The organism is Micromonospora sp. MW-13 (assembly GCF_003434305.1).
Classification (GTDB): Bacteria; Actinomycetota; Actinomycetes; order Mycobacteriales; family Micromonosporaceae; genus Micromonospora.
This window is the reverse complement of the sequence record NZ_QKKX01000089.1, coordinates 1-26,632: the sequence shown is the minus strand read 5'-3', so window position 1 is coordinate 26,632 and position 26,632 is coordinate 1. Positions and strand designations below refer to the sequence as shown.

Annotated in this window: 23 protein-coding genes and 1 pseudogene; 18 read left to right on the top strand and 6 right to left on the bottom strand. The window is 72.8% G+C overall.

What is annotated here, in order from left to right:
• The first annotated feature begins 36 nt into the window (after positions 1-36).
• From C5N14_RS30395 to C5N14_RS30370, 6 genes are read left to right on the top strand one after another with little or no spacing between them, the layout of a single operon-like run.
• The gene (locus tag C5N14_RS30395) at positions 37-1,311 is read left to right on the top strand and encodes an activator-dependent family glycosyltransferase (RefSeq protein ID WP_117673191.1); all 1,275 of its coding nucleotides are present in this window, start codon (positions 37-39) and stop codon (positions 1,309-1,311) included.
• Positions 1,308-2,717, top strand: a complete 1,410-nt coding sequence (locus C5N14_RS30390) for an MFS transporter (protein WP_117673189.1) — start codon at positions 1,308-1,310, stop codon at positions 2,715-2,717. Before C5N14_RS30395 ends, C5N14_RS30390 begins: the two co-directional genes overlap by 4 nt.
• Before the next feature lie 19 nt (positions 2,718-2,736).
• Positions 2,737-4,068 carry an activator-dependent family glycosyltransferase gene (locus C5N14_RS30385; RefSeq protein ID WP_117673187.1) on the top strand — a complete coding sequence of 444 codons (1,332 nt, stop codon included), beginning with the start codon at positions 2,737-2,739 and terminating at the stop codon, positions 4,066-4,068.
• The gene (locus C5N14_RS30380; protein ID WP_117673185.1) at positions 4,053-5,267 is read left to right on the top strand and encodes a nucleotide disphospho-sugar-binding domain-containing protein; all 1,215 of its coding nucleotides are present in this window, start codon (positions 4,053-4,055) and stop codon (positions 5,265-5,267) included. The genes C5N14_RS30385 and C5N14_RS30380 overlap by 16 nt, the downstream gene beginning before the upstream one ends.
• Positions 5,267-6,457, top strand: coding sequence for a nucleotide disphospho-sugar-binding domain-containing protein (locus C5N14_RS30375; protein ID WP_117673183.1), 1,191 nt, complete (start codon positions 5,267-5,269; stop codon positions 6,455-6,457). The genes C5N14_RS30380 and C5N14_RS30375 overlap by 1 nt, the downstream gene beginning before the upstream one ends.
• Before the next feature lie 2 nt (positions 6,458-6,459).
• Positions 6,460-7,059: a dTDP-4-dehydrorhamnose 3,5-epimerase family protein gene (locus C5N14_RS30370; protein ID WP_117673181.1), complete on the top strand. Its 600-nt coding sequence runs from the start codon at positions 6,460-6,462 to the stop codon at positions 7,057-7,059.
• On the opposite strand, the gene soxR is transcribed toward C5N14_RS30370, so the two are convergent.
• Positions 7,046-7,534: a redox-sensitive transcriptional activator SoxR gene (gene soxR / locus C5N14_RS30365; protein ID WP_117673179.1), complete on the bottom strand. Its 489-nt coding sequence runs from the start codon at positions 7,532-7,534 to the stop codon at positions 7,046-7,048. The two genes, C5N14_RS30370 and soxR, sit on opposite strands and share 14 nt — an antisense overlap.
• Positions 7,527-8,150: a TetR/AcrR family transcriptional regulator gene (locus C5N14_RS30360; RefSeq protein ID WP_243640260.1), complete on the bottom strand. Its 624-nt coding sequence runs from the start codon at positions 8,148-8,150 to the stop codon at positions 7,527-7,529. The genes soxR and C5N14_RS30360 overlap by 8 nt, the downstream gene beginning before the upstream one ends.
• Before the next feature lie 147 nt (positions 8,151-8,297).
• Here C5N14_RS30360 and C5N14_RS30355 point away from each other — a divergent pair, with 147 nt between their 5' ends.
• The 11 genes from C5N14_RS30355 to C5N14_RS30305 all read left to right on the top strand — a co-directional run bounded on the left by C5N14_RS30355 (position 8,298) and on the right by C5N14_RS30305 (position 22,013).
• Positions 8,298-9,842, top strand: coding sequence for an MDR family MFS transporter (locus C5N14_RS30355; protein ID WP_117673175.1), 1,545 nt, complete (start codon positions 8,298-8,300; stop codon positions 9,840-9,842).
• A 312-nt stretch (positions 9,843-10,154) separates the two neighbouring features.
• A complete protein-coding gene (locus C5N14_RS30350) occupies positions 10,155-11,306 on the top strand; it encodes a nucleotide disphospho-sugar-binding domain-containing protein (protein ID WP_117673173.1) in 1,152 nt (383 codons plus the stop codon).
• 14 nt (positions 11,307-11,320) lie between these two features.
• On the top strand, positions 11,321-12,382 hold the full coding sequence (locus C5N14_RS30345; RefSeq protein ID WP_117673171.1) for a glucose-1-phosphate thymidylyltransferase: 1,062 nt from the start codon (positions 11,321-11,323) through the stop codon (positions 12,380-12,382).
• Positions 12,379-13,359 (top strand): dTDP-glucose 4,6-dehydratase, encoded by a 981-nt coding sequence (rfbB, locus tag C5N14_RS30340; RefSeq protein WP_117673169.1) that lies wholly within the window; start codon positions 12,379-12,381, stop codon positions 13,357-13,359. The genes C5N14_RS30345 and rfbB overlap by 4 nt, the downstream gene beginning before the upstream one ends.
• 41 nt (positions 13,360-13,400) lie before the next feature.
• On the top strand, positions 13,401-14,399 hold the full coding sequence (locus tag C5N14_RS30335) for an NAD(P)-dependent oxidoreductase (RefSeq protein ID WP_165878290.1): 999 nt from the start codon (positions 13,401-13,403) through the stop codon (positions 14,397-14,399).
• Between the two features lies 1 nt (position 14,400).
• Entirely contained in the window at positions 14,401-15,711 is a 1,311-nt protein-coding gene (rfbH, locus tag C5N14_RS30330; protein ID WP_117673165.1) for a lipopolysaccharide biosynthesis protein RfbH, read from the top strand.
• Positions 15,711-16,961 (top strand): nucleotide disphospho-sugar-binding domain-containing protein, encoded by a 1,251-nt coding sequence (locus C5N14_RS30325; protein WP_117673163.1) that lies wholly within the window; start codon positions 15,711-15,713, stop codon positions 16,959-16,961. Before rfbH ends, C5N14_RS30325 begins: the two co-directional genes overlap by 1 nt.
• Positions 16,962-17,019: 58 nt before the next feature.
• Positions 17,020-17,775, top strand: a complete 756-nt coding sequence (locus C5N14_RS30320) for an NAD(P)-dependent oxidoreductase (RefSeq protein ID WP_117673161.1) — start codon at positions 17,020-17,022, stop codon at positions 17,773-17,775.
• Between the two features lie 15 nt (positions 17,776-17,790).
• Positions 17,791-19,191, top strand: coding sequence for an NDP-hexose 2,3-dehydratase family protein (locus C5N14_RS30315; RefSeq protein ID WP_207892947.1), 1,401 nt, complete (start codon positions 17,791-17,793; stop codon positions 19,189-19,191).
• A complete protein-coding gene (locus C5N14_RS30310; RefSeq protein WP_117673157.1) occupies positions 19,191-20,210 on the top strand; it encodes a Gfo/Idh/MocA family protein in 1,020 nt (339 codons plus the stop codon). Before C5N14_RS30315 ends, C5N14_RS30310 begins: the two co-directional genes overlap by 1 nt.
• A gap of 156 nt (positions 20,211-20,366) precedes the next feature.
• Entirely contained in the window at positions 20,367-22,013 is a 1,647-nt protein-coding gene (locus C5N14_RS30305) for an FAD-binding oxidoreductase (RefSeq protein WP_243640259.1), read from the top strand.
• A gap of 62 nt (positions 22,014-22,075) precedes the next feature.
• On the opposite strand, the gene C5N14_RS33665 is transcribed toward C5N14_RS30305, so the two are convergent.
• From C5N14_RS33665 to argS, 4 genes and pseudogenes are all read right to left on the bottom strand, one after another.
• Positions 22,076-22,558, bottom strand: coding sequence for a nitroreductase family deazaflavin-dependent oxidoreductase (locus tag C5N14_RS33665; protein WP_243640261.1), 483 nt, complete (start codon positions 22,556-22,558; stop codon positions 22,076-22,078).
• Between the two features lie 21 nt (positions 22,559-22,579).
• Positions 22,580-23,119 (bottom strand): annotated as a pseudogene (locus tag C5N14_RS33660) (DsbA family oxidoreductase); the annotation flags it as partial.
• Positions 23,120-23,194: 75 nt separating this feature from the next.
• Complete coding sequence (locus C5N14_RS33655; RefSeq protein WP_117673153.1) at positions 23,195-23,650, bottom strand: DUF6069 family protein; 456 nt, start codon at positions 23,648-23,650, stop codon at positions 23,195-23,197.
• Between the two features lie 118 nt (positions 23,651-23,768).
• Positions 23,769-25,499: an arginine--tRNA ligase gene (gene argS, locus C5N14_RS30290; protein ID WP_117673151.1), complete on the bottom strand. Its 1,731-nt coding sequence runs from the start codon at positions 25,497-25,499 to the stop codon at positions 23,769-23,771.
• Positions 25,500-25,906: 407 nt separating this feature from the next.
• Between argS and C5N14_RS30285 the strand changes: the two genes are divergently transcribed.
• Complete coding sequence (locus tag C5N14_RS30285; RefSeq protein WP_117673149.1) at positions 25,907-26,164, top strand: SCO4848 family membrane protein; 258 nt, start codon at positions 25,907-25,909, stop codon at positions 26,162-26,164.
• Positions 26,165-26,632: the final 468 nt, after the last annotated feature.

Below are 26,632 nucleotides of genomic sequence, written 5' to 3'. Positions count from 1 at the left end.
GCGGGCGCCGGACCTGATCCCAGAAACGGAAACCTGATGAGAATTCTGTTCGCGATCTTTCCGGCTGCCGCCCACCTCTACCCGATCACCCCGTTGGCCTGGGCGTTGCAGGCCGCGGGGCACGAGGTCAGGGTCGCGACCTCGCCGAACATCGCCGGCACCATCGAGGCCGCCGGCCTGACCGCGGTGCCGGCCGGGGGGCCGGTCCAACTGGCCAGCGAGGAGGAGGAACGGCTGGAGCGCCCGACGGACGTGCTGGTGCTCGACCACTCGCACGAGACGGCCTGGCGGACCGTCGCCCGTTACCTCACCGGCCTGTTCATCCGCACCTTCCCCGATCCCGAGCCCGGGGCAGACCACGCGTCCATGGCCGACGACCTGGTCGCCTTCGCCCGTGGCTGGCAGCCCGACCTGGTCGTCTGGGACACGTTGAACCCGGTCGGGATGGTGGCGGCGAAGGCCTCCGGGGCGGCGCACGCCCGACTGCTCTGGGGGCTGGACAACGTGGCCTGGCTCAGCCGGAAGTTCCGCGAGCAGCCGGGCGGCCAGCTCTACGACGACCCGCTGGTGTGCTGGCTGGAGCCGTTGCTGAACAAGTACGGGTGCGCGTTCGACGAGGAGGCGATCACCGGCCAGTGGACCCTCGACCTGGTGCCGTCCCGGATGCGGCTCCCCCTGGACCTGCGGTACGTCCCGGTCCGCCGGGTGGCGTACTCGGGAGCCAGCACGGTGCCCGACTGGCTGCGCGAGCCGCCCGGCAGGCCCCGGGTCTGCCTGACCCTGGGGGTCAGCTCGCGGACGGTCTACAACAAGTACCGGGGCTTCCCGATCGCGGAGCTCTTCGACCATATCGCGGACCTCGACATCGAACTGGTGGCGACGCTCAACCGGTCCCAGCTCGCCGAGGTCCGCAAGGTGCCGGACAACGTGCGGACCGTCGACTACGTGCCGCTGCGGCTGCTCCTGCCGACCTGCTCGGCGATCGTGCACCACGGCGGTGGCGGCACCACCGCCGCCGCCGTGGAGCAGCGGGTGCCCCACCTCATCATCCCCGTCCCGAAGTGGGACGAGGAGAACACCGCCCGACACGTGGTCTCCCGGGGCGCCGGGCTGGCGATGGACGGGCAGGACTTCTCCGTCGCCGAGTTCCGCCGGAACCTGCTGCGCCTGCTGGACGAGCCGTCCTTCCAGCGCGGCGCCGACGCCCTGTACGAGGACATGCTCGCCACGCCCAGCCCGGTCGAGACCGTGCCGGTGCTGGAGCGGCTGACGGCGCAGGCGCAGCAGGCCCGCGCTGCCGCGGCACGGTGACCGCGGCACCCGCCTCGGCCACCGACACCGACCAGGCACGGCATCCCTGGGGGCTGCTCCTGGTGCTCTCCGGGAACATGCTGCTGGACGCCCTGGAGGTCGCCGTCCTGATCGTGGCGCTGCCGACGATCGCCGCGGACCTGGCTCTCCCGCTGGTGCAGGCCCAGTGGCTGGTCAGCGGCTTCGCCCTCGGCTTCGGCGGCTCGCTGCTGTTCGGCCGGCGGATCGTCGACCTGCTCGGCCGGCGACGGGCGTACCTGCTCGCGATGGCCGGCTTCGCCCTCGCCTCGGCGGTGGCGGGGCTGGCCTCGGCGGTCGTCGCCCTGGTCGCCGCCCGGCTGGTCAAGGGCTTCTGTGCCGCGCTGACCGCCACCACGGGGCTGGCGATGATCAGCACGGCCTTCCCGGCCGGGCGGGCCCGGGACCGGGCGCTGTCGGTGTACACCCTGCTCGGGGCGAGCGGCTTCTCCGTGGGCCTGGTGCTGTCGGGACTGCTCACCTCGGTGAGCTGGCGGTGGACCCTGCTCTTCCCGGCGCCCGTCGCGCTCGGGCTCCTGCTGGCCGCCCGCCGGCACGTGCCCCGCGACCCGCCCCGGCCGACGGGAGGCGGGGCACACCTGGCCGCGAGCGCGCCCGTGTTCCTCGCCGGAGCGGTGCTGCTCGCGTACGGGCTGGTGAGCGGGCCGGTGCGGGGCTGGACCGACCCGTGGGCGGCGGGCGCGTTGCTGCTGGGCGGGGCCCTGCTGATCCTGTTCCGGTACGTCGGGGGAGCCACCGTCGCGCCCCTGCTGCGCGCCCACCGCTCGCTGGCGCAGGCCGCGATCGGCGCGGGCGCCCTCAACGGCTCCTACTGGGGGCTGCTGCTGGTGCTCACCCTGCACCTACAGGCCGTCCGGGGCGGCACGCCGCTGGGCACGGCGGTGGCGCTGCTGCCGGCGAGCGTGCCGCTCGCGTTGTCCGCCCCCTGGGCGGGCCGGGTCGTGCGCCGGATCGGAGCCGCCCGGCTGGTGGCGCTGGGCGCGGCGCTGCCGCTGCTCGGTTACCTGCTCGCCCTCCGGCTGGATCCGGCGTCCGGCTACCTGACGGCCGTCCTGCCGACACTGCTGCTGGTGTCGCTCGGGTTCGTCCTCAGCTTCGCGGCCCTGCACGTGCGGGCCACCGAGGGGGTGCCCGTCGCCCTGCGGGAGCGGGCCACCGCCACGTACCAGACCGCAGTGCAGCTCACCGGCGCGCTGACGGTCGCCCTGGTGGCGGGACTGCTGGTCGCCGCAGGCGGCGCACCGACACCGTCGCCGGCCCTCACCGCCGGCGGCTACCAGCCCGCTCTGCTCGTCATCGCCGCAGTCGGCGCGATCGGCTTCCTCGTCGCGCTGGCCGGCCTGCCCCCGGGTGGCCGGCGGGCCTGATCCGAGGAGGAGGATCCCGTTGCGGGTCTTGTTCGTGACCTTTCCCGCCACCGCGCACCTCTTCCCGATCGTGCCGCTGGCCTGGGCCCTCCAGGCCGCCGGCCACGAGGTGCGGGTGGCCAGCCACAGTGGCGTGGTCGAGCCCGACATGACGGCGACGATCGCCGCCACCGGGCTGACCCCCGTCCCGCTCGGGCCCGGGACCGAGCTGGCCGCGTTGGCCAGGGTCAACGCCGCCGCCGACCAGACGAACCGGCCGACCCTGGCGCTCGATCCCGCCGCCGGCGGCGACTGGGAGCGCACCAGGTCGTACGTGATCGGCCTGTTGTCGCTGTACTACCCGCCGGTGGCCGCGGACAGCGGTGAGCGGTGGGCGATGGCCGACGAGCTGGTGGCCTTCGCCCGCTCCTGGGGCCCCGACCTGGTCCTGTGGGACCCGCTCTGCCCGCCGGCCCCGATCGCCGCCCGGGCCTGCGGGGCCGCACACGCCCGGGTGCTCTGGGGCCTGGACAACCTGGCCTGGATGCGGGAGATGGCGCTGCGGCGGCCCGAAGGCGCCGACCGGGACCCGCTGGTCGAGTGGCTGCGACCGTTGCTGGACCGGTACGGCGACACCTTCGACGAGGAGGTGCTGACCGGTCAGTGCACCCTCGACCTGGTTCCGGAGCGGATGCGGCTGCCGCTCGACCGTCGCTACCAGGCGGTGCGGCGGGTGCCGTACAACGGCGCGGGCGTGGTGCCCGGCTGGCTGGCGGCCCGGCCGCACCGCCCGCGGGTGTGCCTCACCCTGGGGGTCAGCACCCGCAAGCTCTTCACCGAGCACCAGGGGTTCTCCGTCGCGGAGCTGTTCGCGCTGGTGGCCGAGCTCGACGTGGAGCTGGTGGCCACGCTCAACAGCGCGCAGCTCGCCGGCGTCGACGAGCTTCCGCCGAACGTGCGGATCGTCGAGTACCTGCCGCTGAACCTGCTGCTGCCGACCTGCGCGGCGGTGATCCACCACGGCGGGGGCGGCACGTACGCGGCGGCGGTCGCCCACCGGTTGCCCCAGCTCGTCATCCCGGTGCCCAAGTGGGACGAGGAGGTGACCGCCCGCCACGTCGTCGAGCGGGGCGCCGGGCTGCGGGTGGACGAGCCGTTCACGGTGGCGGACGTCCGCGACGGGCTGCTGCGGCTCCTCCACGAACCGCGGTTCCGCGCCGGCGCCGAGTCGCTCCACCGGGACATGCTGGCCGCGCCGTCCCCCGTGGAGGTGGTGCCGGTGCTGGAGCGGCTCACTGCGCGACACCGCCGGCCCCGGCCGGAGGGTGTCCGATCACCTCACGGACAGGAGAGCACATGCGCGTACTCATGATGGCCACCCCGGTGTCCACGCACTTCGCCCCGCTGGTCCCGTTGGCGTGGGCGTTCCGGGCGGCCGGCCACGAGGTGCTGGTGGCCGGGCAGCCGGACATCCTGCCGATGGCGCACTCGGCGGGGTTGAGCGCGGTCAGCATCGCCGACCGGTTCGGGGTCGAGAAGCACATGCTGAACCGACTGGCGGAGGGGAAACGCTCGCTGGAGTCGGTGCCCAGGCCGAAGCCGGAAGAGTACGGCGACTTCGGCCTGGTCTGGGTCGGCCAGACGCGTTACGTACTGCCGATGTACCTCCGGTTCGCCCGCGGGTACCGGCCGGACCTGATCGTCTCGGATCCGTTCGAGTACAGCGCGCTGATGGTCGGCGGGGTGCTGGGCGTCCCGGTGGTGCACCACCGCTGGGGCGTCGACGCGCTCACCGAGACCGCCCGGGCCGCGGTCCGGGAGCCGCTGCGCGAACTCTGCGCCGAGCACGGCCTCGACGGCCTGCCCGACCCCACCGTGCTGGTGGACCCGTGCCCGCCGTCGTTGCAGGTTCCCGGCGTCGAGCGGGGGCTGCCGATGCGGTGCGTCCCGTTCAACGGCGGCGCGGTGCTGCCGCCCTGGCGGCACGACGAGGTCGGGCGGATCGGCACCGGTGCCATGCCCGGAACCCGCCGGGTGGTGGTCAGCATGGGCGGCCGGACCCTGCTGCTCAACGGCGTGCCGTTCCTGCGGCGGATCCTCCGGGCGTTCGACGGCCTGCCGGAGGTCGAGGTGCTGGCAACCGTCGAGGAGCGGTACCGGGCGGAACTCGGCGAGCTGCCGGCGAACACCCGGCTGATCGATCCGACGCCGCTCGACCTGATCCTGGAATCGTGCGCCGCCGTGGTGCACCACGGCGGCGCGGGCACCGCGATGACGGCCACCGCGTTCGGCCTGCCCCAGCTCGTGCTGCCGCAGATGGCCGACCAGTTCGGCCACGGCGACCGGCTCGCGGCGGTGGGCGCGGCGATCGCCTTCGACACCGTCGCCGAGCAGGACGATCCCGGCCTGCTGCGCGACTCGATGGCCGCGCTGCTGTCCGAGCCCGGCCACCGCAAGGCCGCCACGGAGTTGCGGGCGGAGATGCAGGGCATGCCGACGCCCGGCGCCGTCGCGCGGGAGCTGGCCCGGCTGGCCCGCCCCGGCGCCGCCGAGACGAGGGAGGCCGCCTGATGCGCGTCCTGATGATGACCACTCCCGTGCCCACGCACTTCCAGCCGCTGGTGCCGCTGGCCTGGGCGTTGCGGGCGGCGGGCCACGAGGTGCTGGTCGCGGCGCAGCCGGACGTGCTGCCGCTGGTGCAGTCGGCCGGGCTGAGCGCGGTCTCCGTCGGCACGCCGTTCCACTGCGACGACCTGCTGTACGAGTCGCTGCCGGCGGGCACCCGCCCGCTCACGGTCCGGCCCCGGCCCGCGCCCGGCATGCTCGGGCACTACGGCCGGCTGTGGATGACCCACGCCCGGTACCTGCTGCCGGAGTACCTGTCGCTGGCCCGGGCGATCCGGCCGGACCTGATCGTGGCCGACCCGTTGGAGTACAGCTCGTTGCTCGTCGGCGCGGTGCTGGGCGTCCCGGTGGCGCACCACCGGTGGGGGGTCGACGAGATATCCACCCCGGCCCGGTCGGCGGTCCGCCCGGCCCTGGCCGGTGTCTGCGACCGGCTGGGCATCGAGGGCCTGCCCGATCCGACCGTGCTGCTGGACCCGTGCCCGCCGTCCCTGCAGGTGCCCGGTGCCGAGCCGGCGGTGCCGATGCGGTACGTGCCGTACAACGGACGGATCGTGCTGCCCCCGTGGCGTCACGAGGAGGTCGAGCGGAGGCCGACGGAGCCTGCCGGCACCCGCCGGGTCGCGGTCAGCATGGGCGGAACCCTGGCGGTCAACGGCGTCCCGTTCGTCCGCCAGGTGCTCTCGGCGTTCGCGGGGATGCCGGGGGTGTCGGTGCTCGCCACGGTGGACGAGCGGTACCGGGCGGAGCTGGGTGAGCCGCCGAAGAACGTCCGGCTGATCGACAACACGCCGTTGGACCTGTTTCTGGGCTCCTGCGACGCGGTGGTGCACCAGGGCGGGGCGGGCACCACCATGACGACCACCACGTTCGGCCTGCCGCAGCTGGTGCTGCCGCAGCTCGCGTACCACTTCGGGCACGGCGACCGGATCGCCGCCGTCGGCGCCGGCATCGCCTTCGACACGGCGGCCGAGCAGGACGACCCGGCACTGCTGCGGGAGTCGCTGGCGGCGCTGCTGTTCGAGCCGGGCTATCGCAAGGCCGCCGTGGAGTTGCAGGCGGAGATGGCGCGGACCCCCGCACCGGACACGATCGTCGCCGACCTGGAGCGGCGACACCGAGGAGAGGTGGACTGAGTATGCGTTTCACGGAGTCGACGTTGCCCGGGGTGTTCCGGATGGAGGTGAACCAGTTTCGTGACGTTCGGGGCTCGTTCTTCGAGTCGTTCCGGGTCGACGCGTTCGAGGAGGCGACCGGGGTGCCGTTCGTGCCCCGGCAGATCAACTACTCGGTGAGCCGGCGCAACACCCTGCGCGGCATCCACAGCGTCGCCCTGCCCCCGGGGCAGGCGAAGTTCGTGAGCTGTGTGCGGGGTGCGCTGCGCGACTTCGCGGTGGATCTCCGGGTGGGCTCACCCACCTTCGGGCAGTACGAGAGCAACCTGCTCGAAGCCGGCTCGGGGCGGTGCGTCTACCTGCCCGAGGGGGTGGGGCACGGCTTCCTGGCCCTGCAGGACGACTCCAGCATCTGCTACGTGCTCTCCACCACCTTCGTCCCGGGCACCCAGATCAACGTCGACCCGCTCGACCCCGAACTGGCGATCCCGTGGGGGTTCGAGGAGCCGCCGCTGATGTCCGACGCCGACCTGTCGGCGATGAGCCTGGCGGACGCCCTCGCCGGCGACGTCCTGGCGCGCTGGGACGACGTCCGGCCGCGGGAGCCGGTCAGTCGGCGGTGACCTCGTCCAGCCCGGTGCCGACCGGCTCGATCAGGCGTCGCGGGCCCGGGCCGTCCGCCCCGAGCTGGTCCATCGGATTGATCATCGGGCAGCGGTCCAGCGACATGCACCCGCAGCCGACGCAGTCCGCGAAGTCGTCGCGCAGTTGTTGTAGCTGGCGCAGCCGGGCGTCGAGATCCGACTGCCAGCACTCGGTCATCCGCTTCCAGTCCTGCCGGGTGGGGGTGCGGCCCTCGGGCAGCAGCGCCAGCACCTCCGCGACCTTCGCCAGCGGCACGCCGACGCGCTGGGCGATGCGGATCAGCGCCACCCGGCGCAGCGCGTCGCGGGGGTAGCGCCGCTGGTTCCCGGTGGTGCGCCGGCTGTCGATCAGGCCCTGGCGCTCGTAGAAGTGCAGGGCCGAGACGCTCACCCCGCTGCGGGAGGCGAGCTGTCCGACGGTGAGTTCGGAATGGTCGAGGCGGTGGTCAGTCATCGTGGTGCCTCCTGCCGTCGGGTGCGGCGTCGGGGCCGGGCGGCGGGCCGCCGCCCGGCCCCTGGGCGAGCAGTCCGGCGGCGACGTCGAGGACTGCCCGCTGCTTCTCCTCGGGGTCGCCGGGCAGGTCCTGCGTCGCGATGGGACCGAAGTAGACGGTGAGCAGCGCGGTGATGCCGCGGACGTTCTCGATGAGGGGCGCGTCCGGCTCGACGACGAGTTGGGCCAGGGCGGAGACCCGGTCCTGGAGCCGCTGGCCGACGGTCGTCTCCCGGAGCGTGGCCTGGTTCTCCTGGGCCAGGCTCAGGATCGGCGCGGCGTGCACGAGCGTCCGGCTGTAGCGCCGCAGCAGCTCCTGCTTCGCCTCGTTGGTGCGGGGCTGTCGCCGGCCCCAGTCGATCAGCTCGTCCAGTCGCCGGTAGAGATCGTCGAACAGGCTGGCGAGGATGTCCTCCTTGGCCTGGAAGTAGTAGTAGAGCGCCGCCTTGGTGATGCCGAGCTGGTCGGTGATGCCGCGCAGCGAGGTCTTGTCGTACCCCCGCTCGCTGAACGCCTGCAGGGCGACGGCCTGGATGCGTTCGCGGGTGTCCTTGCGGCGCGGGGTCGGCCTGTTCATTCGCACCCTTCCCATCGAGCTTTGCGCTCGTTTCGTCCGTTTCGGCCACTGGTGCCGGCTTCCTTGACTCCCCGTTGCCCACCGTTCTACCGTGACTACTCTACTAATTAGCCGGGCGGCAAGTAAATAAGCGGGGGTGGGTGGACCATGTCGCAGCAGGTTCCCAGCACGACGGCGCCACCGCCGGTGGCGGCGACACCGGCGGGAGGCGGCATCGCCGCTGCGATCATCGCGCTGATCCTCGCGATGATGCTGGCCACGCTGGACAACATGATCATCGGTACGGCGATCCCGACGATCGTCGGTGAACTGGGCGGGCTCGACGATCTGTCCTGGGTGATCACCTCGTACACGCTGGCGACCGCGGCCTCCACCCCGATCTGGGGCAAGCTCGGCGACATGTACGGCCGCAAGGGCGTCTTCCTGGCCTCGATCGTGATCTTCCTGGTCGGCTCCGCGCTCTCCGGGCTGGCCCAGGACCTCGGCCAGCTCATCGGGTTCCGGGCCCTGCAGGGGCTGGGCGGCGGCGGGCTGATGGTGAGCGCCTTCGCGATCATGGGCGAGTTGATCCCGCCCCGGGACCGCGCGAAGTACCAGGGCGTGATGTCCGCGGCGATGGGGGCGACCATGATCGGCGGACCGCTGGTCGGCGGCCTGATCACCGACCACTTCGGCTGGCGGTGGTGTTTCCTGATCAACCTGCCGATCGGGCTGGTCGGGCTGGTCCTCGTCGCCACCGGCATGCGGCTGCCGGTGCGCCGCGCGCAGGGTCGGGTCGACTACCTCGGCGCGACGCTGCTGGCGTTCATCATCTCCGTCGTGGTGCTGGTCAGTGCGTGGGGCGGCACCCGGTACGACTGGGGATCGGCCATGATCGTCGGTCTCGGGCTGGCGGCCGTCCTGGCGGTGGCCGGCTTCCTGCTGGTCGAGCGGCAGGCCCGCGAGCCCGTGCTGCCGCTGACCATCTTCCGGGTCGCCAACTTCTCGCTGGCCACCGTGATCGGGCTGCTGGTGGGCTTCGTGCTGTTCAGCACGATGACCTTCCTGACGTTGTACCAGCAGGCCGTGCAGGGCGCGTCGGCCACGAACTCCGGCCTGCTCCTGCTGCCGGTGCTGCTGTCGATGGTCGTCGTCAACGTGATCGTCGGGCAGTGGATCACCAAGGGCCTCAGGCTCAGGACGGTGCTGCTCGTCGGCAGCGCGCTGATGACCGCCAGCCTGTTCCTGATGGCCACCATGGGCACGGGCACCTCGCGCCTGGTCGCCGCGCTGTACATGGTGGTGCTGGGCGCCGGGATGGGCTGCCTAATCCAGGGCACGCTGCTGCTCTCGCTCGACAGCGTGGGGATGCGGGACCTCGGGGTCGCCTCCTCCACGGCCACGCTGTCCCGCACCGTCGGCGGCACGATCGGCGTGGCCGCCTCGGGCGCGCTCTTCGCCCACCAGGTCCAGCAGTCCCTGGCCGCGAAGGGGCCGGAGGTGGCCTCGGCGGTGGGCGGCGAAGCCGGCCAACTGACGGCCGTGGGCATGGCCCGGCTGCCCGAGGCGGTGCGGGTGGCCTACGAGCACGCCGTCGCCGACGGCGCGCAGCTCGTGTTCGTGGCGGCGGCCGTGCTGAGCGTGGCGGCGCTGCTCGGCTCCTGGTTCGTCCGGCAGCGCGCGCTGGTGCCCACGCCGTCCGACGTCCCCTGACCGGCCGCCGGCGGCGCGCCGGCCCCCCGTCGGCGGTTGAACAGCAACGGACCCGACGATCCACAGTGCGGGCCCGGTGACCGGCGCAGTCCGGCACCGGGCCCGTCGCCTGCGGCGCGGTGTGCAACTGCGTCCGTCCCGGGCGCTTGACGATGCCCCGGGGATTGAAGAGATTAGCTCTCAGTATCGGGCCTGTGCGCGTATCTCCTGGCGCCTGCCCTGGTCGTCCTCCTCACCACTGCCCCCGCGGTCGCTCGCCAAACCGGCGCGACCGCGGTTCCAGTTCGGGCACAGATCGGCGGGAGTCCCACCTTGAAGGTTCTGTTCGTCGCGGGCGGAAGCCCGGCGACAGTGTTCGCCCTCGCGCCGCTCGCCACGGCGGTGCGCAATGCCGGCCACCAGGCGTTCATGGCGGCAACCGACGACATGATGCCGGTGGTCGCCGGCGCGGGCCTGCCGGGCGTCCCGGTCACCCCGCTGCCGATCCGGCACTTCATCACCACCGACCGCGCCGGCCGTCCGCTCACCATTCCGGCCGACCCGGCCGAGGAGGCCCGGTTCACCGGCCGCTGGTTCGCCCGGATGGCCGTCGCCAGCATGCCGCCGCTGCACGAACTGGCGGCCGGCTGGCGGCCGGACGTCGTCGTCGGCGGAACGATGTCGTACGCCGCCCCGCTGCTCGCCGCGCGGTTGGGCGTCCCCTTCGTACGTCAGGCCTGGGACGCCGTCGAGGCGACCGGCGTCCACCCGGGAGCCGACGAGGAACTCCAACCCGAGCTGCGTGAACTCGGCCTCGACCGGCTGCCCGAGCCTGACCTGTTCGTCGACATCTGCCCGCCGAGCCTGCGCCCCGCGGACGCCGGGCCGGCCCAGCAGATGCGGTTCGTCCCGGCCAACGCGCAGCGCTCCCTCGCGCCGTGGATGTACCGGCGGGGCGAGCGGCCCCGGGTGTGCGTCACCTCGGGCAGCCGGGTCACCCGGGGCCGCACCTACGACCGGAACTACCAGTTCCTGCTCGACATGGTCGGCAAGCTCACCGAACTCGACGTCGAGCTGCTGGTCGCGGCACCCGAGGAGGTGGCCGACGGGCTGCGCGCCGAGCACGGCGGGCTGCGCGCCGGCTGGATCCCGCTCGACGTGGTGGCGCCCACCTGCGACGTGCTGGTGCACCACGCGGGCGGCGTGTCGAGCCTGACCGCCCTCAACGCCGCCCTGCCGCAACTGCTCATGCCCAAGGGCGCCGTGCTGGTCGAGCCGGCGCGGCGCATCGCCCGACGGGGCGCCGCGATCGCGCTCACCCCCGAGGAGGAGACCACCGAGGCGATCATCACCGCCTGCCAGCAGTTGTTGACCGAACCGTCCTACCGGGCAGCGGCCGAAACGCTGTCCCGCGAGATCGCGGCCATGCCGCTCCCCGCCGACGTCGTCGGCGCCCTCGAAAAGCTCGTCCAGTCGCCAGCGTGAGGAGAGAAACCTCCATGAAGGCTCTTGTCCTGTCCGGCGGTGCGGGCACCCGCCTCCGGCCGTTCAGCTACTCGATGCCCAAGCAGCTGATCCCGATCGCGAACAAGCCGGTCCTGGAACACGTCGTGGCCAACATCCGCGACCTCGGGGTCCGCGAGATCGGCATCATCGTCGGCGAGTGGGGGCCGCAGATCGCCGCGGTGCTCGGCGACGGCTCCCGCCTCGGTTGCGAGATCACCTACATCCGCCAGGACCAGCCGCTGGGCCTCGCCCACTGCGTCTCGCTGGCCCGTGACTTCCTCGGCGACGACGACTTCGTCATGTACCTCGGCGACAACATGCTCCCGCAGGGGATCACGGACATCGCCCACGACTTCCAGGCGAACCGTCCGGCGGCGCAGGTCGTCGTCTACAAGGTGGCCGACCCCCGGGCCTTCGGCGTCGCGGAACTGGAGCCCGGCGGCGCGGTGCGCCGGCTCGTGGAGAAGCCGCCGGAGTTCGTCAGCGACCTGGCCCTGATCGGCGTCTACTTCCTCACCCCGGCGATCCACGAGGCGGTCGCGGCCATCGCGCCCAGCGCCCGAGGCGAGCTGGAGATCACGGACGCGATCCAGTGGCTGGTCGCCCGCGGCGACCCGGTCCGGGCGAGCGAGTACGGCGGCTACTGGAAGGACACCGGCAACGTGGACGACGTCCTGGACTGCAACCGGGAGCTGCTCGACGGCCTCATCCCGGCGGTCGACGGCGAGCTCGACGACGCGGAGCTGATCGGCCCGGTCGTGGTGGAGGCCGGTGCGCGGGTGGTCCGCTCCCGCATCGTCGGCCCGGCCATCATCGGCGCCGGCACCCTGGTCGAGGACAGCTACGTCGGCCCCGCCACCTCGATCGGCCGCGACTGCGTGCTGCGCGCCACCCACATCGACCACTCGATCGCGCTGGACGGCGCACACATCGCGGAGGTGAAGGAGTTGCACGGCTCCCTGATCGGCCGGGCGGCCACCGTCGGCGGCGCCAGCGGCACCGCCGCGCACCGCCTGGTGATCGGCGACCACACCCGGATCGTGGTGGCGGCATGAGGATCCTGGTCACCGGCGCCGCCGGCTTCATCGGTTCGCACTACGTCCGCACGATGCTCGCCGGCGGCTACCCGGGTTACGAGGACGCCCGGGTGACCGTGCTCGACAAGCTCACCTACGCCGGCAACCGGGACAACCTGCCGGCCAGCCACCCGCGGCTGGAGTTCGTCGAGGGCGACATCTGCGACCTGCCGCTGCTCTGCGAGCTGCTTCCCGGCCACGACGCGGTGGTGCACATGGCGGCCGAGTCCCACGTGGACCGGTCGATCGAGGCGGCTGCCGACTTCATCCGGACCAACGTCGGCGGCACCCAGACCGTCCTGGAGGCGTGCCTGCGCTCCGGCATCGACCGGATCGTGCACGTCTCCACCGACGAGGTGTACGGCAGCATCGCGACCGGATCGTGGACGGAGGAGTGGCCGCTACAGCCCAACTCGCCGTACGCGGCGTCGAAGGCCAGCTCGGACCTCGTCGCCCGGGCGTACACCCGCACCCACGGGCTCAACCTCTCCATCACCCGGTGCTCCAACAACTACGGGCCCTACCAGCACCCGGAGAAGCTGATCCCGCTGTTCGTGACCAACCTGCTGGAGGGCCGCCCGGTCCCGCTCTACGGCGACGGCAGCAACGTGCGCGAGTGGCTGCACGTGGACGACCACTGCCGCGGCATCCAGCTCGTGCTGGCCCAGGGCCGGGCCGGCGAGGTGTACAACATCGGCGGAGGCAACGAGTACACCAACCTGGAGATCACCAAGCTGCTCCTGGAGCTCTGCGGGGCGGACGACTCGATGATCCGGCCGGTCGCCGACCGCAAGGGTCACGACCTGCGCTACTCCATCGACGAGGGCAAGATCCGCCGGGCGCTCGGCTACGAGCCGCGCATCGCGTTCGACCGGGGCCTGGCCGACACCGTGGCCTGGTACCGCGACAACCCGGGCTGGTGGAAGGGCGTCCGCCGCGGCGGGCCCGCGAAATGACGACCGGGACGTCCACCCGCGCGGACCGGCGAGCGCAGCCCGTGACCGGCCGACGGCCCGGTGGGTCGGTCGTGGTGCTGGGCTCCTCGGGCTTCCTCGGCGGCCACCTCGGCGCGGCGTTCGAGGCGGCGGGCTGGCGGGTGCTGCGGATCTCCAGCAGCCCCGCCGGCCCGGCGGGGGAGGTCGAGCTGAACCTCACCCCCCGGGCCGAGGACCGGCTCGGCGCCCTGCTGGCAGAGGCGGGCGCCGACGTCGTGGTCAACGCGGCGGGCCGGGTCTGGCAGATGACCGAGGCGCAGATGACGGAGGCCAACGCCGACCTCGTCACCTGGACCGTCCGGGCGCTGCTGGCCCGGCGGCCCGGCTGCCGGTTCATCCAGCTTGGCAGCATCCACGAGTACGCCCCCGGCGGCACCGGCTCCGGCACCCCCGAGGACTGGCCCACCGAGCCGGTCACCCCGTACGGCCGCTCGAAGCTGGGCGGGTCGGAGGCGGTCCTGCGGGCGGCCCGGACCGAGGGGCTCGACGGGGTGGTGCTCCGGCTGGCCAACGTGTGCGGACCGGGCACCCGGCCCGGCAGCCTCCTCGGCGCGGTGACCGCGCACCTGGCCGAGGTGGCCCGGGGCGAGCGCTCCGGGGCCGAGGCGGCGTTGCGGCTGCCGCCGCTGCGGGCGCAGCGCGACTTCGTGGACGTCCGGGACGTCGTCGACGCGGTGCTGGCCGCGGCGGCGGCGCCGGCCGGGCGGGTGGCCGGTCAGGTCGTCAACATCGGCTCGGGCCGGGCCCGCCCGGTGCGCGGGATCGTCGACCGGATGGTCGCGCTCAGCGGGCTCGCCGTCGACGTCGTCGAGGCCCCGCCACCGGCGCCGACCCCGGGCTCCCCGGCGCGGGTCGACGTGGAGTGGCAGCAGTTGGACATCGACCGTGCGGCGCGGCTGTTGGGCTGGCGCCCCCGCCGCGGGCTTGACGAGTCGTTGCGGGATCAGCTGGTGACGGCGGGTGCCGCACCGGTGACGCGGGTCGACAGCGAAGGGGACTGACGTGCAGCTCAGCGACAAGAAGAAGCAGCTTCTGGACGACGTCCGGAAGTACCACCACGAGGCGCAGCCCGAGCGGCCCTTCCAGCCGGGCGTGACCGAGATCTGGCCGTCCGGGGCGGTGCTGGACGAGACCGACCGCGCCGCGCTGGTCGAGGCCGCGCTGGACATGCGGATCGCGGCGGGCGTCAGCTCCCGCAGGTTCGAGTCCCAGTTCGCCCGCAAGATGAACCGCCGCAAGGCGCACCTGACCAACTCCGGCTCGTCGGCGAACCTGCTGGCGGTGTCGGCGCTGACCTCGCACGTGCTCGGTGACGCGCGGCTGCGCCCCGGCGACGAGGTGATCACCGTGGCGGCGGGCTTCCCCACCACCGTGAACCCGATCCTGCAGAACGGGCTGGTGCCGGTCTTCGTCGACGTCGAGCTGGGCACCTACAACACCACCGCCGAGCGGGTGGCGCAGGCCATCGGACCCCGGACCCGGGCGATCATCATCGCGCACGCGCTGGGCAATCCGTTCGAGGTCGCCGAGGTCGCCCAACTCGCCACCGACCACGAGCTGTTCCTCATCGAGGACAACTGCGACGCCGTCGGCTCCACCTACGACGGGAAGCTCACCGGCACGTTCGGCGACTTCACCACGGTCAGCTTCTATCCGGCGCACCACCTGACCATGGGTGAGGGCGGCTGCGTGCTCACCCCCAGCCTCGAACTGGCCCGGATCGTGGAGTCGCTGCGCGACTGGGGCCGGGACTGCTGGTGCGAGCCGGGCGAGAGCGACAAGTGCCTCAAGCGCTTCAAGTACCAGCTGGGCACGCTGCCGGCCGGGTACGACCACAAGTACATCTTCTCGCACGTCGGGTACAACCTGAAGGCGACCGACATCCAGGCCGCGCTGGGACTGACCCAGCTCGCCAAGCTCGACGAGTTCTGCGCGGCGCGGCGGCGCAACTGGCGGCGGCTGCGGGCCGACCTCGACGGCACGCCCTGGCTGGTCCTGCCGGAGGCGACGCCGCGCAGCGACCCGAGCTGGTTCGGCTTCGTGCTCACCGTCGCGCCGGACGCGCCGTTCGGCCGGGCGGAACTGGTCGAGTTCCTGGAGTCCCGCAGGATCGGCACCCGCCGCCTCTTCGCCGGCAACCTCACCCGCCACCCCGCGTACGTCGACCAGCCCCACCGGGTGGTGGGGGACCTGACGAACAGCGACGTGATCACCGAGCAGACCTTCTGGGTGGGCGTCTACCCCGGGCTGACCGAGGAGATGATCGACTACGTCGGCTCGTCGATCCGCGAGTTCGTGAAGGCCCGTAGCTGATGCGGGTCATGCTCGCGGTGTCCGACTGGACCACCCACTGGCTGAACATGGTGCCGCTGGGCTGGGCGTTGCAGGCCGCCGGGCACGAGGTGCGGGTGGTCTGCCCGCCGTTCCAGACGCTGCCGGCGACCCGGGCCGGGCTCGTCCCGGTGGAGATCCTCCAGCCCGGCGAGCTGGTGACGAAGGCGCGGATGCACAACCACGTCAACGCCCGGGCCGGGCACTGGCCCTACTCCGACCTGCCGCCGGACCTGGTCACCGGCGAGCCCGTCGCCTCGCTGGACGACTTCGACCCGTTCGCCTGGATCGAGGAGAACAAGGCCAGGATGATCGACGCCGCCGTCCGGAGCACCGACGCGGCCGTGGAGTTCGCCCGCTGGTGGCAGCCGCACCTGGTGATCCACGACCTGATGAGCGTCGAGGGCCCGCTGGTCGCTCGGGTGCTCGGCGTACCGGCCACGCTCACCCTGTGGGGTCCGGTCGGGCCCGACGACGAGGTGCCGGGGGTGCCGGGCCTGCGGTTCCTGGCCGTCGACACCAGCCGGGCCTTCCAGCGGTACGACGTGGGGCAGTGGGGCCCCGACGGGATCGAGCACGTCATCGACCCCTGCCCGCCGGGTCTGCGGCTGCCGCTGCGCGCCCGGCGGCTGCCGATCCGGCAGCTCCCGTACAACGGCCCCGGCGCCTGGCCGTCCTGGCTGCGGGAGCCGCCGGAGCGACCCCGGGTCTGCGTCGTCTGGGGCACCTCCGTGAGCAGCGTCTTCGGCCCGGGCTCCTTTCCGGTGCCGCGGCTGGTCGAGGCGCTGGCCGGGCTCGACGTGGAGGTGGTGTTCACCGTCACCGGCCCGGACCACGACCGGATCGGGCCGCTGCCGGCCCGGATGCGGGCGATGCAGAACGTGCCACTGCACCTGCTGCTGCCCACCTGCGACCTCGTCGTGCACCACGGAGGCGGCGGCTCGACCATGACGGCGCTCGCCGCCGGCGTACCGCAGCTCGTGCTCCCGCCCGGCGGCGACCAGGAAATGATCGGCGCCCGGGCCGAGGCCGCCGGCGTCGCCAGGGTGCGGCACAACGCGGTGGCCGACCCGGGCTGGATCCACGCCGCCACGGCGGACCTCCTCGGCGGCCCCGGCTACCGGTCCGCCGCCGACCGGCTGCGCCAGGAGATGGCCGAACGGCCGAACCCGCCGGCGGTGGTCACCGAGCTGGAGGCGTTGGCCGCCGACGGCGTGTCGTTGGGCCGCTGACCATCCGGCGCCCTCGCGGCCGCCGCATCCGCCGCGCTCGACGAAGTCAGGAGTCCGGATGGACATCATTGGACGGGGCTTTCTCGCCCAGAATCTGCGTCAGGTCGCCGACCGGCACCCGGACACGGTGGTGCTCGCGGCCGGGGTGTCCTGGGCGGCCGGCACCTCGGCCGCGGACTTCGCCCGGGAGTCCGCGCTGCTCGACGAGGCGGCGCGCCGGTGCCGCGCGGACGGTCGTCGGCTGCTCTTCTTCTCCACCGCCGCCTCCGGGATGTACGGCGCCGTGCGGGGACCGGGCCGGGAGGACCACACCGTGCTGCCGTGCACTCCGTACGGCGCGCACAAGCTCGCCCTGGAGGAACAGCTACGGGCCAGCGGCGCGGACCATCTGGTCCTGCGCCTGGGACACCTGGTCGGCCCCCGGCAGCCACCGCACCAGCTCGTGCCCACGCTCGTGCGGCAGATGCGGCAGGGCCGGGTCAGGCTGCACCGGGGCGCGGCCCGGGACCTGATCGACGTGCAGGACGTCGTGACGATCCTCGACCGGCTGCTCGGTCTCGACCTGCACGCGCAGACCGTCAACGTCGCCTCGGGCGAGGCGGTGCCGGTCGCCCGGATCGTCGACCACCTGGAGCAGCGGCTCGGCCTGGTGGCCGAGCGCGAGTACCGGGACGTGGGCGTCCACCACGTCATCTCCATCGACAAGCTCCGTCGGCTCGTCCCGGAGGTCGAGCAGCTCGGCTTCGACCGCAACTACTTCCGGCGGGTGCTCGACGCGTACGTCGCGTCCGAGATCGCCGTCACCGACGCATGAGGGAGTGAGATCGTGATTCCTGAACTTGTCGCGCCGTCCGCCGGGCCGTCGCCCGTGCGGCCCCGCTCGGACGCGGCGCTGCCGGACCGGATCGCCACCTCGGCGGCGACGCCGCAGGGCGCCCTGCTGTCGACGGAGGACTTCGCCGACTGGCTGGCCGGCCGCGGCCGGGCCAACCAGTTCAGGGTGGACCGCATCCCGTTCGCCGAACTCCAGGACTGGTCGTTCGACGGGCGGACGGGCAACCTGGGTCACCGCAGCGGGCGGTTCTTCACGGTGGAGGGACTGCACGCCACCGTCGACGGCCCGCCCGGCGAATGGCACCAGCCCATCATCCGCCAGCCCGAGGTGGGCATCCTCGGCATCCTGGCCAAGGAGTTCGACGGCGTCCTGCACTTCCTGATGCAGGCGAAGATGGAGCCGGGCAACCCCAACCTGTTGCAGCTGTCGCCGACCGTGCAGGCCACCCGCAGCAACTACAGCAAGGTGCACAAAGGCGCGGACGTCCGGTACATCGAGTACTTCACCCGGGGGCTGGACCGACGGCGGGTGCTCGCCGACGCGCTCCAGTCGGAGCACGGCTCGTGGTTCTACCACAAGAGCAACCGGAACATGGTCGTCGAGGTCACCGAGGACGTGCCGCTGCACGACGGCTTCTGCTGGCTCACCCTGGGGCAGATCGCCACCCTGCTGCGGCTCGACAACGTGGTCAACATGGACTCCCGCACCGTGCTGGCCTGCCTGCCGTTCACCGACCGCGCGGAGGCGGCGCTGCACTCCGACACCGAGCTGCTCTCCTGGTTCACCGCGCAGCGCGCCGGCCACGACGTGCGCGCCACCCCGGTGCCGTTGGCCGGCCTGCCCGGCTGGGTGCGCGACGAGTACACCATCGCCCACGAGCAGGAGCGGTACTTCAAGGTGGTCGCCGTGTCGGTGGTGGCCGGCAACCGCGAGGTGACCCGGTGGACGCAGCCCCTCTTCGAACCCTGCGGCACCGGCGTCACCGCGTTCCTGTCCCGGCGGATCGGCGGCGTCCGGCACGTCCTCGCGCACGCCCGGGTGGAGGGCGGTTTCCTCGACACCGTCGAGCTGGGCCCCACCGTGCAGTGCACGCCGGGCAACTACGCCCACCTCGACGACGCGGCCCGGCCGCCGTTCCTGGACCTGGTGCTGGGGGCCGACCCGGCCAGCATCCGGTACGAGGCCCGGCACTCGGAGGAGGGCGGCCGGTTCCTCAACGCGGAGAGCCGCTACCTCGTCGTCGACGTGGCCGAGTCGCAGGTCCCGCTGGACCCACCGGCCGGGTACCTCTGGGTCACCCCCGGCCAGCTCACCTCGCTGGTGCGGCACAACCACTACGTGAACGTGCAGGCGCGCACCCTGCTCGCCTGCCTCAACGCGATCGGGGACGACTGATGGAACCGCTGCGCATCGGCGTGCTGGGCTGCGCTGACATCGCGCGGCGCCGGATGCTGCCCGCGATCGCGCGGGTGCCCGACACGGAGGTCGTCGCGGTGGCCAGCCGGGACCCGGAGCGGGCCGCCCGGACCGCGCGGGAGTTCGACTGCCGGCCGGTGACCGGGTACCCGGAGCTGCTGGCCCGGCCCGACGTCGACGCGGTCTACGTGCCCTTGCCCGCCGCCCTGCACGCCGAGTGGGTCGAGGCCGCGCTGCGGGCCGGCAAGCACGTCCTCGCCGAGAAGCCGGTGACCACGGACCCGGACCGGACCGCCGCCCTGGTCGAGCTGGCCCGCTCCCGCGACCTGATCCTGATGGAGAACGTGATGTTCGTCCACCACGCCCAGCACGCGGTCGTGGCCCGGCTGCTGCGGGAGGGGGTGATCGGCGAGCTGCGCGCCTTCGAGGCGACGTTCACCATCCCGGCCCTGCCGGACGACGACATCCGGTACCGCCCCGAGCTCGGCGGTGGCGCCCTGTCCGACGTCGGCGTCTACCCCGTCCGGGCGGCCCTGCACGTGCTCGGGCCGGAACTCGCGGTCGTCGGCGCGGTGCTGACCACCGGCGCGGAGCGGCTGGTCGACACCTCCGGTGCGGCGCTGCTGCGGACCCCCGACGGGGTCACCGCCAGCCTGCTCTTCGGCCTGGAGCACGCCTACCGCTCGCGGTACGAGCTGATCGGCGCGACGGGACGCATCGTCCTCGACCGGGCCTTCACGCCGCCCGCCGACCACCACCCGGTGGTGCGCGTCGAGCGCTTCGACGGAGTGCAGGAGATCCGGCTCGAACCGGACGACCAGGTCCGCAACACGGTGGCGGCTTTCGCCTCGGCGGTCCGGGCCGGGGCGGGCAGCGGCGATCCCGCGGGCGTCGGGGACAGCCTCCGGCTGGCGCGGCTGCTCCACGACGTGCGCGAGCGCGCCGCCTCCCTCCTGACGAGATCGCGGCGCTCGTCACCGTCCTGTTCGGGTGCATGACCTCCGGCTCCGTGCCGGTCTGCCTCGCCGGCACGGCGATGCGGGTGGTGATGCCCACGGCGGTCTGGGCCCGTACCCCCGGGTTCACCGCCGCCCACAGCTGGCGCGCCGTCCGGCGGCCAGCCGATTCCCAAGCAGCAGAGGAACCAGGAAAGGTTGCGTGACACGTTGGACAAGCTGACCCGTCGAGGGCTTCTGGGGGCCGCCGGTGCCGGCGGTGCCGCCGCGGTCGCCGGTCTCCTGGGTGCGGCTCCGGCCGGCGCCGCACCGCGCCCGCTGGACGCGAACTGCCCCGTGGCGGACGCCGTGAGCGTCGGTCCGGCCGACCCCCGGTACGCGGACCTGGTGAACCGTGGGTACAACCGGCGGTTCGTCGGCCAGCCCGAGTCCGTGCGGATCGTGCACACCGCGGCCCAGATCGCCGCAGTGCTCAACGAGGCGGTCGCCACCGGCAAGCGGGTCGTCGTGCGCAGCGGCGGGCACTGCTTCGAAAGCCTGGTCGACGACCCCGCGGTGCAGATCATCATCGATGTCTCCGAGATGAGGGCGGTGTACTACGACGCGGTGCGGCAGGCCATCGCCGTGCAGTCGGGCGCCACGCTCGGTCAGGTGTACCGGACGATGTTCCTGAACTGGGGGGTCACCATCCCGGGCGGGATCTGCCCGGAGGTCGGGGTGGGCGGGCACGTCGCCGGCGGCGGCTACGGTCCGCTGTCGCGCCGGTACGGCCTCGTCGTCGACCACCTGTACGCGGTGGAGGTGGTGACCGTCGACGCCACCGGCCAGGCCCGCACGGTGGTGGCGACCTCCGACCCCGGCGATCCGAACCGGGAGCTGTGGTGGGCGCACACCGGCGGCGGTGGGGGCAGCTTCGGCGTCGTCACCCGGTACTGGTTCCGCAGCCCGGGTGCGGCCGGCCGGCCGCCGCAGCAGCTACTGCCCGCCGCGCCGGCCGCGATGTTGTCGAAGACCGTCACCTGGTCGTGGGCGCAGCTCTCCGAGGCCGACTTCACCCGGCTGGTACGCAACCACGGCGCGTGGAACGCCGGCAACGCCGGCTCGACCGCGCCCTCGCTGCACAGCGGCTTGCACCTCAACCAGAGGGCGGTGCAGCCCGGCTTCACCACGTCCATCGAACTGGACGTCCAGATCGACGCGAACCTGCCCAACGCCGAGGGGATTCTCGACGGCTACATCGCGGCGGTGGGGGCGGGGGTGACGACCCCACCCACGATCACCCGCACGGTGCAACCCTTCCTCAAGTTCGTCTTCAGCTACGAGACCGACACCGGGGAGTACGGCCGGATCAAGAACAAGAGCGCCTACCTGCGCGCGCCCTGGACGGACGCGCAGATCGCCACCGTCTACCAGCACCTCACCGGCCCGCTGGTGGGCGGCCTGCTGTCGATCCTGCTCTACTCCTACGGCGTGAAGATCAACACGGTGCCGTCGGCGGCGACCGCCTCGCCGCAGCGTGACTCGATCATGAAGGCCTGGTACTCGGTGTTCTGGGCCGACCCGAACCTGGACGCGTTGAACGTCAGCCAGATCCGCGCGGTCTACCACGACGTGCACGCAGCGACCGGTGGTGTTCCGGTGCCCGACGCCCGCACCGACGGCTGCTACATCAACTATCCGGACCTGGACCTGGCCGACCCGGCGTGGAACACCTCCGGCGTCTCGGCCGCCGAGCTGTACTACCGGGGCGGCTACCCGCGCCTCCAGGCGGTCAAGGCCCGCTGGGACCCGCGCAACGTCCTCCGGCACGGCCTGTCCGTCGCGCTGCCCACGCGGCGGAGCTGAACGGGGGCGGGCCCCTGTCCGGCTGGACACGGGCCCGCCCCGGGCCGACCTCCGGGCCGAGGTCAGCCCCGGTGGGGCTCCAGGACGACCACCGGGATGTCCCGGGTCGTCTCGGTGGCGTACTCGTCGTACTTGGGGAAGATCTTCGCCATCAGCTCCCACAGGCGCGGTCGCTCCTCGGCGGTGGCGATCCGGCCCGTCGCGACGAACCTGTCCGCTCGCACCTGGACCCTGACCTCCGGGTCCGCCACGAGGTTCTGGTACCAGTGCGGGTTCTTCGGCGATGCGCCGTTGGAGGCGATCAGGACGATCCGGTCGCCGTCCCGGCCATAGATCAGCGGCGTGCGGATCTGCCGTCCCGTGCGCCGCCCCCGCGTGGTCAGCAGCAGCGTCGGGAAGCCGTAGTAGTCGTGACCGTCCGCCCCGTCGGTGGCCAGGTACCGCTGCACGTGGTTCTGCACGTCAGGCAGGGGGCTGTTGCGTACCCCGTCCGCGTCCGGCTCGTTCGACGGGACCACCGATCCGGCCCGGCTCGCGGCCGTCATCGCCGCGAAGAGCACCTCCTCCGGCTGCTCGCCGAGCATCGGGGCACCCTCGATCCGGAAGAGCGGCACACTGGTGACCCCGGCCTCCCGGACGAAGCGGAGCGCGGCGCGAACCTCCTCGGTGCCGGAGTCGTCGGCGGTGACGCCGACCTCGGCGGCCAGCCGGGCCAGCGTCCCGGCGTCACCGATGTTCAGCCCGTCGGTGAAGTGCGCGCGGAACAGCCGCTCCACCATCGCCTCCCCCCGGCCCTGGTGGGCGGCCTGGGCGACGAGCCGGTGCGCCCCGAACGTCCCGGTGGCGATGGCCCGGTCGTAGTGGAGCTCCAGACCGTCCTTAGCCGCCTCGGTGACGAGGTAACCAAGCTGCTGCACCGTCTTCTCGCCGAAGGTCTGGGTGAGCGCCTCGATCAGTGGCATCCCCTCGGTGGGCGCGCCGGGCGCCAGCTCGAAGGGGGCGAAGCGGATCTCCACCTCGCCCCCTTCGGACCGAAACCGCTCGGCGGCCCGGGCCAACCGGGTGTACCCGATGTACGAGTGCACGCAGATGAGATCCAACACCATGTCCACCTGGACCTTGGCATCCCCGATAGTCATGTGCTCAGTCTCCAACCTCAACAGCGGTAAAGGTCAATCCGGTTAGCCGATCCGGGCCGCCCGGGGCAACGCCGGAATCAGCACGGCCGCGACCGCGATGTGCAGCAGGGCCAGCGTGAGCTGGTTGGCGGTGCTGAAGCCGGGCAGCTGCCAGGGCAGGGTCACCAGGAAGACGATGCTCGCGACGACGGTCCAGATGAGGGCCCCCCGACGCTTGGTGATCTTCTCCAGCACCGCGAGCGAGGCCCAGCCGGCGAGACCGGCGAAGAGCGACGCGAAGATCACCGCCCCGAGGGCCAGGTCGATCTTCTCGTCCGACCCGTACTGCTTGGGCACGGACACGTCGGCGCCGAGGATCGGCACGGCGACGACCCAGACCAGGGTCGCCGCCACCACGCCCGCCAGGACGACGAGGGCGCGGTTGCGGATCCGCTTGCCGCGTTGCGGCGGGGGACCCGGCTCATCGTGGGTGATCGGCTCCTGGCGCTGATCGGTCATCAGTGTCTCCAACGAGAAGAGAAATCGACGTTACCTGACGAGTCTGCAACCTCGACTGCGATTGAGGTCAATACGTTTCGCGGTCACGGGCGGGCGGGGCGGCCCCACCGGTGCCGCCTCACATCCGTTCCGGGGTACGGATGCCCAGCACGTCCAGGCCCTGCCGCAGCACCCGCGCGGTCAGCCCGCACAGCAGCAACCGGCCGTCCCGGACCGGCCCCTCCGCCCGCAGCACCGGGCAGCGCTCGTAGAACGCGCTGAACGCCGTCGCGACCCGGTGCAGGTGTCCGGCGAGCTGGTGGAACTCCAGGGTCCGCTCCACCTCGGTCACCACCGGGGCGAAACCGAGCAGCGCGAGAACCAACGCCCGCTCCGCCGGGTCCGCGAGCGGAACCGCCGCCGGACCGGCGGCCACCCCGTCCGCCCCGGCCACCCCGGCCCGCCGGAACAGCGACCGGATCCGGGCGTACGCGTACTGGAGGTAGGGAGCGGTGTTGCCGTCCAAGGACAGCATCCGGTCCCAGTCGAAGACGTAGTCCCGGTTCCGGTCGGTGGACAGGTCGGCGTACTTCACCGCGCCGATGCCGACCGCCCGGCCCACCTCGGCGACCTCCTCGGGGGCCAGCTCGGGGTTCTTGTCCCGGGCCAGTTCGGTGGCCCGGGACACCGCCTCGTCGAGCAGGTCGGCCAGCTTGACCGGGGCACCCGCCCGGCTGCGCAGCATCCGTCCGTCGGCGCCCAGCACCGAGCCGAATCCGACGTGCTCGGGGCGGGCCGCCCCGGGCAGCCAGCCGGCCGCCCCGGCGACCGCGAAGACCATCTCGAAGTGCCGCCGCTGCGGCAGCCCGACGACGTAGAGCAGCCGGGTGGCGCCCAGCTCGCCGGTCCGGTGCCGCAGCGCGGCCAGGTCGGTGGCGGGGTAGCCGTAGCCGCCGTCCCGCTTGCGCACGATCAGCGGCAGCGGCTCCCCGTCCCGGCCCACCGAGCCGGGCGGGAACACGCACGCCGCGCCGTCGCTGTCCCGCAGCAGCCCGAGTCGACCCAGCTCCTCGACCACCCCGGCGAGCAGTGGCTGGTAGCGGCTCTCCCCCTGGAAGTCCCGCTCGGTGAGCGTGACGTCCAACCGCCGGTACACCTCCAGGAAGTAGCTCTCCGACCGGCGGACCAGCAGCCGCCACAGCCGCATCGTCCGCTCGTCGCCGGCCTGCAACGACACCACCCGCCGCCGGGACCGGTCGCGGAAGTCCTCGTCCGCGTCGAACTTCGCCCGCGCCGCCCGGTAGAACGAGTCCAGGTCACCGACCGAGAGCTCGTCGGCCCCCTCGGCCTCCGGGAGATCGAGCAGGTGCTCGATCAACATCCCGAACGGGGTGCCCCAGTCGCCGAGGTGGTTGGCCCGGACCACCCGGTGGCCCCGCCAGTCGAGCAGCCGCGCGGTGGCATCGCCGATGACCGTCGACCGCAGGTGGCCGACGTGCATCTCCTTGGCCACGTTCGGCGCGGAGTAGTCGACGACCACCGTCTGCGGGTCGGCGACGCGCGGCACACCCAGCCGGGGGTCGCCGGCCAACTCGGCGACCGCCACGCCGAGGGCCGCGTCGGCCACGGTCAGGTTGATGAACCCCGGCCCGGACACCTCCGCCGCACACAGGTCACCCAGGGCCGCCCGGTCCAGCACCTCCGCGGCGATCTCCCGGGGCGGGCGGCCGATCCGCCGGGCCAGCGCCAGCGCCGCGTCCGACTGGTAGTCGGCGCACGCCGAACGCCGCACCGTCGGGTCGACCGGGCCGCCGGCCACCGCCGCGAACGCGGGCGCCAGCCGGTCGGCCAGCAACTTCTCCAGATCCATGGGTACGCCGATCTCGCTCGGACCCGCCGCGGGCGGATCACCGGAAGGGGGACTTCCGGACGGACCGAGGAGTCGATCGGGCGGACCGGCGGCTCGATCCGCCGGTCGCAGGAGAAACGTGTGTCAGCTCAGCGTCGACGGGGGCTCGAAGAAGCCCGGCGTCGCTCGCGGCGCACCGACCCGGCCGGGGCGCCCTGCGGCTCGACGGCGGTGGCGACATGGCCGCAACTGGTCACGGAGGCAGCGTAGCCGACCGGTCCGGACACCGCACCGCGCGATCCGGCCGGCCGTCGGCCCCGACCCGGGCCCGGCCCGACGGCCGGAGTGTCCCCGACCTGCCGTGCGGCGCACCTCGGCAGCGCCGGTCCGCCCGCCTGTCGCCGGTCACGCTGGCATACTCGCCAGCCATGGTGCTGTCACGTGGCTGGGCCCTCTTCCTCGTCGGGGTCGGCGTCTGGACCTGGGTGATCTGGCCCCGGTTCGCCGTCGCTATCTGGAACGATCCGCGTTCCTGGGCGGCCGGCACGGTGGGCGGAGGGGCACCGACCGGCTTCCTGTGGGTGCACGCCCTGCTGATCGCGGCGTCACTGGCGATCGGCACCACGGTGGGCGTCCTCGGCGTACGGGGCTGGCGAGCCGCCCGTCGCCGGACCAGCCGTCCGTGAGCTGCCCATACTCTCGGCTGGAGATGGTGTGACGCGGGCCGCTACCCCCGGATTTGACGATCAAACCCGGGACGCGTAACTTTCTCTCTGCCAGCGCGGAACGGACGAAACAGGGCGAAAGTCCTGGAGGCCGGAGCGCGGGACAGGCAACCGGCACTGAGGGATTACGGTCCCCGGGGCCAGGCCGGGCGGGGCCCCCGATTCGCCGCGAGGCGGATTTGGAGCGGCGGAACCGACCGGGTAAGGTTGACGACCGGCAGGGAACCGGGCGAGATCGCGGGAGACCGCGACGGCCGGCCTGCCGAATCCGATGATCCTGAACAGCGGTTCGCCGCTGCGCGCGATCGTCGGCGCGATACCCGTACGAAGCACGACAGACCGGGACACACGGTTTGACACGGCAGAGACGGTGAGGTAACGTAGTAAAAGTGCCCGGCGCGAGAGTGCCGGGTGCGGGACGAACGAAGT